Below are 12,174 nucleotides of genomic sequence, written 5' to 3' on the forward strand. Positions count from 1 at the left end.
AATATAAACATGAAACTACAGACAATAATCGGACTAAGTCTGGCATTGGCATTTCTGACTTCTGCCTGCAATCAAAATGGAGAAGAATCGGATGCCTACGGAAATTTTGAAGCGACGGAATACCTGATATCAGCAGAAAACAGTGGGAAGATACTCGCTCTTAATCTTGATGAAGGAGATGTGTTCGATCAGGCGAAACAGGTGGGGCTTATCGACACAACGCAGCTGTTCTTACAGAAAGAACAACTGAAAGCACAAAAGCAAGCCATTGCCTCGGGTGTTAAGAATATACTCTCGCGAATTGCAGTTTATCAGGAGCAGATAGCCATACTCAAAAAGGATAAGTTGAGAATCGACAAGATGTTTGCAGATGGTGCAGCAACCAGCAAAGAGGTTGACGATATCAATGGAAAGATTCAGCTTGCCCAAAAACAAATACAGGCAGTTAGAACTGAAAATGCCAAGGTACTTGGTGAACTTGAAAATGTTGATCGCAAGATAGAGGCTTTGAGCGATTTGATTGGGAAAAGCGTAATCTATATTCCAAAGTCGGCAACTGTTTTGGAGAAATATCACGAAGAATACGAAATGGTGAATGTGGGCACTCCCCTATTCAAATTAGCCGATTTGAACACACTTGACTTAAGGGTTTACATCAGCGGCGATCAGCTCTCTGAGGTTAAAATTGGTCAGGAAGTTAAAGTATTGATTGATAAAAACAAAGAGGAAAACCAGACGCTCACAGGAAAAGTGATTTGGATTTCTTCACAATCGGAATTTACACCCAAAATTATCCAAACCAAGAAAGAACGTGTAAAATTGGTTTATGCACTTAAAGTGAAGGTGAAAAATGACGGGCGCTTAAAAATTGGCATGCCAGGTGAAATCAGATTCAAGTAGCTTATGGACTCCAAAATCAGCATAAAAGATCTATCGAAATCCTATGGGGATGTTCAGGCTCTTAAAGGGATTAATCTCGACATAGAGTCAGGAGAGCTGTTTGGCTTGATAGGACCGGATGGCGCGGGAAAAACAAGTCTTTTTCGCCTGCTGGCAACCTTACTGCTTCCCGATTCGGGCTCTGCCACACTCTGTGGCTTCGATATGGTAAAGGAATACAAGCCCATCCGAAACATTTTAGGTTACATGCCTGGTCGATTTTCCTTGTATCAAGATTTAAGTGTTCTGGAGAATCTCAATTTCTTTGCTACTGTCTTCGATACGCGAATCGAGGACAATATGGAAATGATTCGGGATATATGGCTTCAAATTGAACCCTTCAAACACCGATTGGCAGGAAAATTATCCGGTGGTATGAAACAGAAACTAGCCCTTTGTTGTGCACTCATTCATCAACCCAAAATATTGTTGTTGGATGAGCCGACTACAGGCGTTGATGTGGTTTCGAGAAGTGAATTCTGGCAAATGCTAAAGAGCCTGAAAGCAAAGGGTGTCACCATTATTGTGGCAACGCCCTATATGGATGAAGCCAATTTATGTGAGAGGGTTGCACTGATGCAGGATGGAGAGATATTAAGTCTGAACACGCCTGCCGGTATCATTTCAGATTTTGGCAGGGATTTGTATGCGATACAAGGCAAAGATATCTACCAACTGCTTTTGGACTTGCGCACCTATCCTCATGCAAATTCTGTTTTCCCTTTTGGTCAGAGCATACACTATACCGATAAACGGGATGCTATTTCTCCTTCGGAGCTTAAAGATTATTTGATATCTAAAGGACAATATGATATCGAGATTAGCAAAATTACCGCTGGCATTGAAGACTGCTTTATGGCCTTGAGTCAGCAAAATAAGGTTCAGGCATGAATACAGATCAAAAAGTAATATCGGTACGAAACTTGACCAAGAAGTTTGGCGCTTTTACGGCTAATGACAGTTTATCCTTTGATGTATACAAGGGTGAGATTTTTGGCTTTCTTGGCGCAAATGGTGCAGGTAAAACCACCGCCATGAAAATCCTTTGCGGTCTTTCGTATCCAACATCCGGTGAAATCATGGTGGCAGGCTTAGATGTATACAAGCAGCGGGAAGAGCTAAAAAAGAATATCGGTTACATGAGTCAGAAGTTTTCCTTATACGAGGATCTAACGGTATTTGAGAATATCCGATTTTATGCGGGTATTTATGGCATGTCGTCCAAGGAAATCAAGGCTAAATCGGATGACTTGCTGCAAAAGCTGGGTTTGGTTCATGCCAGAAACAAGCGTATTGGTGAACTGCCACTGGGATGGAAACAAAAGCTGGCCTTTTCGGTAGCCATTTTCCACAATCCTGAAATTGTATTTTTGGATGAACCAACAGGAGGTGTCGACCCCGTTACCAGGAGGCAGTTCTGGGATTTGATTTATGAGGCTTCACGAAACGGGATTACCATTTTTGTAACGACACACTATATGGATGAAGCTGAATATTGCAATAGAATTTCCATTATGGTCGACGGACGAATAGATGCATTGGATACACCGGAAAGATTAAAGAAACAGTTTGAAGCCAAGGACATGGATGAAGTATTCCTTAAGCTGGCTAGAAAAAGCAACTATCAGGAGTAATACCAATTTTTCTTCAGGAAGTCATGAATCATTCTTACGATCGTTTATGTCTTTCTATTAAAAAACAAAAATAGATTAAACCACTAAGCGCACTAAGAACGCAATGAAAAAAAATGATAAAATTAAACTTTGTGCCATTTTACTCATTTACTAACAAGAATGTATCGGTCTGACTAAAGTGAATTTGACAAAACAAGCCCTTATGTACGCAAAGGAATAATATAAATCAACTTTGTGTTCGTTGTGATCTTTGCGGTTAATAAAAACGCTTATCGCACATGCTAAAAGGACATTATTCTTTTACTATTATTTTAAAAATTACTATGAAGCGATTTATCGGTTTTATAAAAAAAGAGTTTTATCACATTTTCCGCGACAAAAGGTCAATGCTGATTTTATTTGGAATGCCCATTGTGCAGCTATTGCTTTTTGGCTTTGTGATTACCAACGACCTTAAGGATGTGAAAATGGCAGTGGTAGACCATTCCAAGGATGAATACACATTAGAGATTATAAATAAAATTACATCCTCTGGCTATTTCAAGCTGGTTGAAAATCTTGATGGCATTGCACAAGTGGATGAAATATTCCGAAAAGGCGAAACAAAGGTGGTATTGGTTTTTGAACCCGATTTCGGTAAAAATCTTGTTAAAGGATCCCATGCCTCAGTGCAACTATTAACGGATGCCTCAGAGCCCAATATGGCGAATATGGAGGTAAACTACCTTCAGGGAATCCTGCAGAATTACAATGTAGAAATAAACAGGGGAAAGAGGGTACCGAATCAGATTGTCCCACAAACAAGAATGTATTTTAATGCCGAACTGGAGAGTGTTTATATGTTTATCCCAGGTATTATGGCAACTATTCTGATGTTGGTTTCCGCCATGATGACCTCCATTTCAATTGCACGGGAAAAAGAGTTGGGAACCATGGAGATCCTTCTGGTTTCGCCCCTTCAACCCTGGCAAATTATTCTGGGAAAGGTAACCCCCTACTTGGTCTTGTCTTTTATAAATGCTCTGGTTATTGTTGGCATGGGGTACTTTGTATTTGGGGTTCCAGTGTTGGGCAGTTTTGTGCTGCTTATGGCTGAAAGTGTTTTATTTATCTTATTGGCACTCTCACTGGGGATTTTCATTTCTACAGTGTCAGACAGCCAGCAGGTAGCCATGATGCTTTCCATGTTTGCCTTAATGCTGCCAACAATTCTGTTGTCAGGCTTTATTTTCCCCTTACGGAATATGCCTCTGCCCTTACAAATACTAAGCAATATTATTCCGCCCAGATGGTTTATTGTGATCATCAAGAATATCATGCTTAAGGGAACCGGCTTTGAGTTTGTTTGGAAAGAAACACTGATTCTTATTGGAATGACAGCAGGTTTAATAGCCTTAAGTGTCAAGAAATTTAAAATAAGATTGGAGTAATATCGGCAAATCTAAATTTGGGATGAAACGATCTCAATACCGTCTTGAAAGGGTTCAGATTGAGACTCTGCCAGAGGCTATTTTTTAAAACTTTACAGAACGAATACATGCGAACAATTAAATACATATTGCAAAAAGAGTTTCTTCAGATTTTTAGAAACAAAAGTATGTTGCCCATCATTTTTGCAATGCCAATCATTCAACTTTGTGTTTTGGTTTTTGCAGCAACCTTCGAGATGAAAAACACGAATGTGTATGTCGTGGACAGGGACCTTTCCAGTCATTCCAGACAAATTATATCCAAATTTTATGGCTCGCCTTTTTTTACCGTTAAGGATGTTGATTTCTCAATTAAAAATGCAGAGGATGAGCTTTCAAAAGACAATGTGGATGCTATTCTGTATTTTGAAAATGGCTTTGGCAAGGCTGTGGATAAAAAAGAACACGCATCGGTTCAGGTTTTGGTGAATGCCATAGATGCCAGTGCTGCCGGATTGTACAATGCCTATATTCTTTCTGTGATACAGGATTATAACCTGCAGGTGAATTCCAAAATTCAGTCAGTTGACAAAAACAATACTGTTCTGCAAGTTAAAAACACCTACTCATACCTGTTCAATGCTGAGATGAAATACATTCCCTATATGTTACCTGGGATATTGGTCTTGTTAATCACGGTCATTGGTCTGTTTTTATCTGCCATGAATGTGGTGCGTGAAAAAGAAATCGGGACCATTGAACAGATCAATGTAACGCCTATCAAAAGGTATCAATTCCTTATCGGGAAACTAATTCCCTTTTTATTGATCGGCTTTTTCGAATTGGGCGTCGGTCTTATAATTGCCGCATTCGTGTTTAAAATCCCAATTTTGGGATCGGTTTGGTTGATTTATCTGGTTGCTTTTATTTACCTGCTTACCATATTGGGAATTGGCTTGTTTATTTCAACACAAACAGATACACAGCAACAAGCCATGTTTATTGCCTGGTTTTTTATGATTATTTTTGTCCTAATGGGTGGATTGTTTACACCAACTGAAAGCATGCCGGAATGGGGACAAAAAATGAATCTATTAAATCCAGTCGCCTATTTTATCAAAATCATTAGAATGATCATGCTAAAGGGATCAGGATTTATGGATATATTAAAGGACTTAAGCATATTGGCTCTATACTCACTTGTCATGTTAAGCTTTGCAGTAAACAGGTACAGAAAGGTAGCCTAAACCAAAAGAAATCCATTATAATATGGGTATACTTGTTCAGCAAGAATTTTAATTTCTTGATTTTCTCTTTTAACCGATATAAAGGCTGCATTTATCCGTTATGGATATTTAATAAGGCTTAGTTGATTACATTTTGAATTATAAGCAAAACCAATGATAATTAAACCCCGATATTCCAAATTCGATACTGCCTGGAGAATCCTTGTTATCCTGACCGTATTGGTTCAGGCGACCTTGTTGCCTTTGGATTTTCTCTTTGAACTCAGGTTTCAGAGATGGTATGATATGTTGGATCTTGTGATAACGGTTATTTACTTGCTTGATTTTGGGGAGAACATGCACCGATACAAACGCATTCAGAAGCACGCGGTTTATAAGGATATTTATTGGGATACATATTCATCGGGAAAGTTTTTTATTTCTGATGTATTGGCGATTCTACCATATGCCTTTTTGTTTTCCCATCCAGCCTTTCAATTCCTTAGAATGTTTAAATGGGTAAAGGTATTGCGAACCATGCACTTCTTCCAGATTCGGAACATCAGGAACACCACACGCAGTTCCCTTTGGTTTCTTTTAATTGGTACATTTTTGGTTGCCCATTGGTTTTCTTGCATTTGGCTCAGGATTCATGGCTTCGAAGCTGACATAAGCCATTTGGACAATTACATCAAGGCACTCTACTATATTGTCACAACCTTAACTTCGGTTGGCTATGGCGATATTGTTCCAAATGGAAATGCTGAAATGCTGTTCAATATTCTTTTGCAGTTGACAGGCGTTGGTTTAATTGCCTTTCTTGTTGGTAGCGTGGTGGGGCTCTTCACAAAAAGAAATCCTGCAGAACAACGCTTTACCGAAAATATGGAAAAGTTGAGAGCTCTGATTCATTATCATGATATTCCTTCGGAATTGGAAAAACGAATAAGTGACTATTTCACCTATGAATGGAAACAAAAACTGGGTTACGATGAATCGGAATTAATGGAATCCCTACCATTTGGCTTAAAAAACGATTTGCAGCTGGAGTTTAAAAACAGAACCATTAAGCACATCTCAATCTTTGAAGGTGTCGATGAAAAGTTTGTTCGTGAAATCGCACTCTATTTAACGCCAATCGTGCTGACACCAGGTGATTATTTGTTTCGTACGGGCGATGTTGCCAATTCCATGTTCTTTGTAAAAAAAGGCAAAATCAGTGTGTTAACAGAAGATGAAAAGCAAGAATTAACCATCCTGAAAAGTGGCGACTTCATGGGTGAAATAGCCTTGTTTAAAAAATCAAACAGAACGGCAACCGTTAAATCCATAGGCTATTCCGATATTTACGAATTGCACAAAAAGGAATTCGAGAAAGTCATAAAAAAGTATCCTGATATTGCCTTACGGATTAAGGAAAAATCAATATCACGAGAGCAACGTTACATCTAACATTTAGAGATCACTGTTAAATTAAAGCTCATGTTTAAAGATCATCATATCACAAATGCATTACATCCTGAATTTTTGAAAATAGAAAGAAAAAGAGTTGGCATTATTTTAATTCTATTTTTACTAATCTCGCTAAGCATTCCTGTGATACATCATTTAATTCCTGAGCTTTTGCGAGACTCTTTAAACAATAAAGAATTCGTTAGAGTGATGTCCGTGTGGTGGATGGTTTTTTTCTTGTTTGAAATTTTTGTTTTCATTAGGATGAATTGGCTTATTAGAAATAAGCGTTCAATTTCCAAAAAAATATTAATTATCAATTTATTAATGGAATTTGGACTACCTGCCGTTATTCTATATAATGCAGTCAAATACGACAACTCCCTATTGGTGTTGGAGTATGATGGACTTACATTTTATTTTTTGCTGTTAATGTTATCGGCAATGCACCTTGATTTTAAGATTTCACTGAGTGCTGGAATATTGGCATGCCTGGGCTATATGGGGGTTTCCTATTGGGGAATGCAGTTTTTAAAACCTACCGGTGATATCGATCAGCTGATTGAAATCTACACCATGAGAAGTCTGGGTTTATTGGCTGCGGGAATAATCGCTGGAATCGTTGCTGCGGAAATCAGAAAAAGAGTTAATAATTTCCTGAAAACCAAAAACGAACAAAACGAAATAGAAACTCTATTAGGACAACAAGTTTCGCTGGATGTGGCAAAAGAATTAATTTCACATCGAAATGATACGATTGGGCAAAAAGTAACGGGTTCCATCATGTTTTTGGATATCCGTAATTTTACACCAATGGCAGACCAGCAGAGCCCTGAGGAAACCATGGCATACCAAAATGCCATATTCGATCCACTGATTCGCATCATCGAGAAACACAATGGCATTATACACCAAATCCTGGGTGATGGTTTCATGGCATCATTTGGAATTGCAGTTAAAAACACGAATCACGCTCAGGATTCATTCAATTCAGGAATAGAAATTATCGAGACCATAAATCACCTAAAAACAGGAGACAATGGCTCTAAAACCCTTGTTGGTATCGGTCTACACTGTGGTGAGGTAATCACCGGCAATATTGGGAACGAAATTCGAAAGCAGTTTTCATTGGCCGGAAAAAATGTCATAATAGCCTCCCGGATTGAGCAGCTAAACAAACAATTCAACTCTCAGTTCCTTATAAGTAAACCCATTGCTAATTCTATAGATGATAAAAAGATGTTAACCGATTTAGGTCAGGTTAAATTAAAAGGGATTGATGATAAAGTTGAGATCTTGCAAGTGGTGTAATACAATTTAGTCCTCTTCCGTATTCCAGTTGTGTGTAATGATGATGAGTAAAAATGACCTCCAGAAAAGCTTGGTGATACAGGTATCATGATATAAATAGATAATATAATCAGCTCATATAAGCTTATTGGATGAAAAGTTTATTTTTGTTCGAAAACATCAAACACTCGAGTCTCACCCGATATAAAAGAAAGCAGATAACTTGATAAGAAAAATACTAAGCCTCACTATTATAGCATTTACGATTGCCTCCTGTTCCACAAGCGAACGTGTAATCAAACAAGATACAAGCATAGATGGGCTTAAACGTTCGAAAAAGAGAATCAGTTTAAAAGACAAGCTTGAGAAAGAATACCAAAACTATAAAGGCGTTCCTTATAAATATGGAGGCACCACCTATAAAGGTTTCGATTGTTCCGGTTTTGTTCAGAGTACGTACAAAAAGGCTTTAAACATCAACCTGCCACGATCAACAAGAGAGATGCAAAAAAAGGGCATTGTAGTACCCAAGAGCAAACTTAGAATTGGCGACCTAGTATTTTTTAAACCAAGAAACACCTATCGCCATGTAGGCATATTTATGGGAAACAATATGTTTATACATGTATCATCGTCAAGGGGCGTTATCAAGTCGAGCTTAAAAGAAGATTATTGGATGAAATATTATTTCCAGTCTCGAAGAGTTTTCTAGAAAGGAAAGATTAGCTTTATTTTAAAGACTATATAAAAAAAACTACAGATCGCTCACGACTTTTGTTGCAAGTCCAGCCTTTTAGATCTCTGAATTGAAAAAGCAAAAAAACTCATCAGTTTTCTTTGAACACGGAGGGATTACCCCCTCGTTCCTCGCTCATTAATTTATTGCGAACCCCAAAAGACGTTCCAATTCAAAAATCTAGTACAACAAAAAAGAGATCAATCAATTTAATGAAAGATCTCTTCTTCTGTGAACACGGAGGGATTCGAACCCCCAACCTCCTCGGCCGTAACGAGGTGCACTATCCAGTTATGCTACGCGTCCAGTATGTTTTTCTAATGGTGAACATGGAAGGATGATTCCTCGCAAGCTCGTCATGAATATATTGCGAACCCCTTTGGGTTCTCATCCCTCCTACTTGGTGGGAAATTCAATCTTTATGTGAACATGGAGGGATTCGAACCCCCAACCTCCTCGGCCGTAACGAGGTGCACTATCCAGTTATGCTACACGTCCAGTATGTTTTTCATGATCAGAATTACGGATTATCTTCTGATTCATTTTATACAAATCGTTATCTGTATAAGCCCTTATTGTGAACATGGAGGGATTCGAACCCCCAACCTCCTCGGCCGTAACGAGGTGCACTATCCAGTTATGCTACACGTCCTTTTCTTAATTGCGATGCAAATATAAGGCTTTTTTTTCTAATGCTGCAAGCATTTTCTTTCCAAAAAAACACAGAAAGCCCTTTATTCATTATACGAAGCTGAATCTAAACTGTATACAAAACGAAAAAAAAATAAAGTCTTTTAATTTGGGGGCTTTTATGCTTAAATTTCATTAAAACATGAGCAGGTAATATGTTCTGAAGCTAAAAAAGGCTAATTTTAATATTTGAAACAATTTTTCCCTTTTTGTTAAATCAACTTTGTAAATATAAAATTACTGAAATGAAGAAATTCTTAAAAATCTTTGGTGGAATAATTCTGGTTCTGATCCTACTATTGGCTCTACTCCCCTACCTTTTCAAAGATCAGATTATGGATCGTGTAAAAGTAGAAATGGATAAGGCTGTAGATGCAAAAATTGAGATTGCAGATGTCAGCTTATCTATGTTTAAAAGTTTCCCAAAATTATTCGTTGAAATACAAGGCATTTCTATCGTGGGTAAGGGGGAATTTACAAATGACACCTTGGCCTATGTGGGCAGTTTATATACGGCTGTTGATTTAGGTTCTGCTATTTCAGGCAAACAGCTCAATGTTGGGGCTATCGTATTAGCCAAAACAAAGGTCAATGCTTTAGTTCTTGAATCAGGAAAAGCCAACTGGGATATCTCTAAGGCTGAAACCGAGGAAGTCGTTGTAGAGGAAGAAAGCACTGAAGCTTCTGACTTCAAAATAATATTCGAAGAAGTACGCGTAGAAGATTTCGCTTTGGAGTATCACGATGCAACACTGAAAGCAAATCTAGTTCTTACCGATTTGGATTTAAGCCTTAACGGTGATTTTTCTGCTAAAGAAACCAATCTAAATATTAACTCCACGGCTACAGGAATCACTTTCGATTTCGAAGGCATCAAATACCTCAAAAATGCCAATTTAGGTTTAGAAGCAGCTATAGGTGCCGACTTAGAGAATATGGTTTTCAACTTTAAGGAAAACAAACTAACTCTAAACGATCTGGAATTTGGTATGATGGGAAGTTTCGCCATTTTAGAAGACGCCTATAATGTGGATCTAAAACTGGATGCTAAAAAGACAGAATTCAAATCACTATTATCAATGGTTCCTGAAGAATTCCTGAAAGATGTCAAGGGATTGGAAACAAAGGGAAACTTGGTTTTAAATGCTTTTGTTAAGGGTGAATACAGAGAAGGTCACATGCCTGCCTTTGGTGCAAAGCTAAAAGTAGTTGATGGCCATATCAAATACCCAGAGCTACCCGAAACCATCAATAATATCAAAATTGATGCTGAAGTAAATCACCCAGGTGGTGATTTGGATGCTTTGGTAACCGACGTGAACGCCTTCCATTTTGAGGTTGCCAATAACCCTATTGATACAGAGATTCATATTAAGACACCAATGAGTGATCCTGAAATTACAGGTCTTTGTAAAGGTGTTATCGACTTCGCCAAGATTCGCCACGCCATTCCTATGGATAGCATTAAGATTGCAGGTATGGTAACTTCTGATATTAGTTTCAATGGTCGTTTATCAGCAATTGAAAAGGAAGAGTATGAAAAGTTCATGGCAAAGGGTGATCTTAAGCTTAAGGATTTTGAATTCACAACTCCTGATTTCCCACAAGGCATTAAGATTGTCAGGTCTGTTTTAAGCTTTACACCACGATTCATTAGTCTGAACTCATTCAACTCTCTTATTGGAAAATCGGATGTACAATTGAATGGGAAGATTGAAAATTACATCCCTTATGCCTTAAAAGGAAAAACTCTTAAGGGGAATTTCAAAATGAGCTCGAACACCTTCGACTTAAACGAATTCATGACTGAAAGCCAACCTGAAACGGCTAAAAGTACAGATACGATTCCAATGTCAGTTATTACTGTCCCAGCTAATTTAGATATCAGGTTTGTTGCTTCTATGCAGAAAATCAAATATGATAAGATGCTGATTGAAGATGTAAAAGGTCTTATCGTCGTTAAAAACTCAGTTGCAAAGCTAACCAACCTTTCGATGAATATGCTAAAAGGTCAAATGACCACGAACGGTTCATACAGCACCAAGGATGTTAAAAAGCCTAACTTTGATTTTGGTTTAGATGTCAAAGATTTCGATATCAAATCAACTTATGAATCGTTAAGTATGGTTAAGAAGATGATTCCAATGGCATTAAACTGCGATGGGAAAGTATCTTCTGATTTAAAGATTAAATCTCAATTGAACGAAGAGATGTCTCCTGTCATGAATACCTTGAATGGTCAGGGTTCATTCCACTCTAGAGGTATTATCATTAAAGACAGTAAGGCTTTTGTTGCATTAGCTAAGGCTTTAAAAAATGATAGCTACAAGCGTATTTCCGTTGCAAAATTCGATATGGATTTTGTTATCACTAACGGAAATTTAATCGTAAAACCTTTTAATACTAAAATTGCTGGACATGAAGCAACAATCTTTGGGACACAATCAGTTGATGGGAAACTGGATTTCACCATGAATATGAAATTGCCAAAAGAAGAATTAGGAAGCGATGTTACCAAATTTCTGGATAAAATCCCTGGTAATAAAAGCATTGATAAACTAGATATTTCCGTTAAAATTACCGGAACAACAGAGGACCCTAAAGTAAACTTAGACCTTAGCAAAGCGATTCAGCAAGCAAAGGATGCGGCACTGAAAGAATTGAAGAAGAAAGGTAAAAAAGATCTGGAAAAGAAAGCCAAAGACTTATTTAAGAAGTTATTCTAATATTTAATAAACTAAATATTTTTATCAGCATTTTCTATTATAAAAAGGTCTGGTTCTATTGACTGAGCTTTT

At 37.8% G+C, this 12,174-nt stretch carries 9 protein-coding genes and 3 tRNA genes; 9 read left to right on the forward strand and 3 right to left on the reverse strand.

Translation table 11 applies throughout. The features are described from left to right. Positions 1 to 9: 9 nt before the first annotated feature. The 8 genes from DWB61_RS09095 (at position 10) to DWB61_RS09130 (ending at position 8,662) form a co-directional block, all read left to right on the forward strand. Positions 10 to 900: an HlyD family secretion protein gene (locus tag DWB61_RS09095; RefSeq protein ID WP_125030592.1), complete on the forward strand. Its 891-nt coding sequence runs from the start codon at positions 10 to 12 to the stop codon at positions 898 to 900. Between the two features lie 3 nt (positions 901 to 903). Beyond that, positions 904 to 1,830 (forward strand): ABC transporter ATP-binding protein, encoded by a 927-nt coding sequence (locus tag DWB61_RS09100; RefSeq protein WP_125030593.1) that lies wholly within the window; start codon positions 904 to 906, stop codon positions 1,828 to 1,830. After that, entirely contained in the window at positions 1,827 to 2,573 is a 747-nt protein-coding gene (locus DWB61_RS09105) for an ABC transporter ATP-binding protein (RefSeq protein ID WP_125030594.1), read from the forward strand. The genes DWB61_RS09100 and DWB61_RS09105 overlap by 4 nt, the downstream gene beginning before the upstream one ends. A 323-nt stretch (positions 2,574 to 2,896) precedes the next feature. Then, positions 2,897 to 4,003, forward strand: a complete 1,107-nt coding sequence (locus tag DWB61_RS09110) for an ABC transporter permease (protein WP_125030595.1) — start codon at positions 2,897 to 2,899, stop codon at positions 4,001 to 4,003. A gap of 107 nt (positions 4,004 to 4,110) precedes the next feature. Continuing rightward, entirely contained in the window at positions 4,111 to 5,229 is a 1,119-nt protein-coding gene (locus DWB61_RS09115; protein WP_125030596.1) for an ABC transporter permease, read from the forward strand. A gap of 153 nt (positions 5,230 to 5,382) precedes the next feature. Then, positions 5,383 to 6,660, forward strand: a complete 1,278-nt coding sequence (locus DWB61_RS09120; RefSeq protein WP_125030597.1) for a cyclic nucleotide-gated ion channel — start codon at positions 5,383 to 5,385, stop codon at positions 6,658 to 6,660. A 30-nt stretch (positions 6,661 to 6,690) separates the two neighbouring features. Further along, complete coding sequence (locus DWB61_RS09125) at positions 6,691 to 7,971, forward strand: adenylate/guanylate cyclase domain-containing protein (protein WP_125030598.1); 1,281 nt, start codon at positions 6,691 to 6,693, stop codon at positions 7,969 to 7,971. Positions 7,972 to 8,173: 202 nt separating this feature from the next. After that, positions 8,174 to 8,662 (forward strand): C40 family peptidase, encoded by a 489-nt coding sequence (locus DWB61_RS09130; protein ID WP_125030599.1) that lies wholly within the window; start codon positions 8,174 to 8,176, stop codon positions 8,660 to 8,662. Positions 8,663 to 8,918: 256 nt separating this feature from the next. On the opposite strand, the gene DWB61_RS09135 is transcribed toward DWB61_RS09130, so the two are convergent. The 3 genes from DWB61_RS09135 to DWB61_RS09145 form a co-directional block, all read right to left on the reverse strand. After that, positions 8,919 to 8,992: transfer RNA gene (locus DWB61_RS09135), tRNA-Arg, on the reverse strand. A gap of 118 nt (positions 8,993 to 9,110) precedes the next feature. Then, positions 9,111 to 9,184: transfer RNA gene (locus tag DWB61_RS09140), tRNA-Arg, on the reverse strand. Positions 9,185 to 9,264: 80 nt separating this feature from the next. Next, positions 9,265 to 9,338: transfer RNA gene (locus DWB61_RS09145), tRNA-Arg, on the reverse strand. A gap of 283 nt (positions 9,339 to 9,621) precedes the next feature. On the opposite strand from DWB61_RS09145, the gene DWB61_RS09150 reads away from it, so the two are divergent. Continuing rightward, positions 9,622 to 12,102 carry an AsmA family protein gene (locus tag DWB61_RS09150; RefSeq protein WP_125030600.1) on the forward strand — a complete coding sequence of 827 codons (2,481 nt, stop codon included), beginning with the start codon at positions 9,622 to 9,624 and terminating at the stop codon, positions 12,100 to 12,102. The last annotated feature ends 72 nt before the right edge of the window (positions 12,103 to 12,174 follow it).

Origin of the sequence: Ancylomarina euxina (assembly GCF_003863355.1) — a bacterium.
GTDB lineage: Bacteria > Bacteroidota > Bacteroidia > Bacteroidales > Marinifilaceae > Ancylomarina > Ancylomarina euxinus.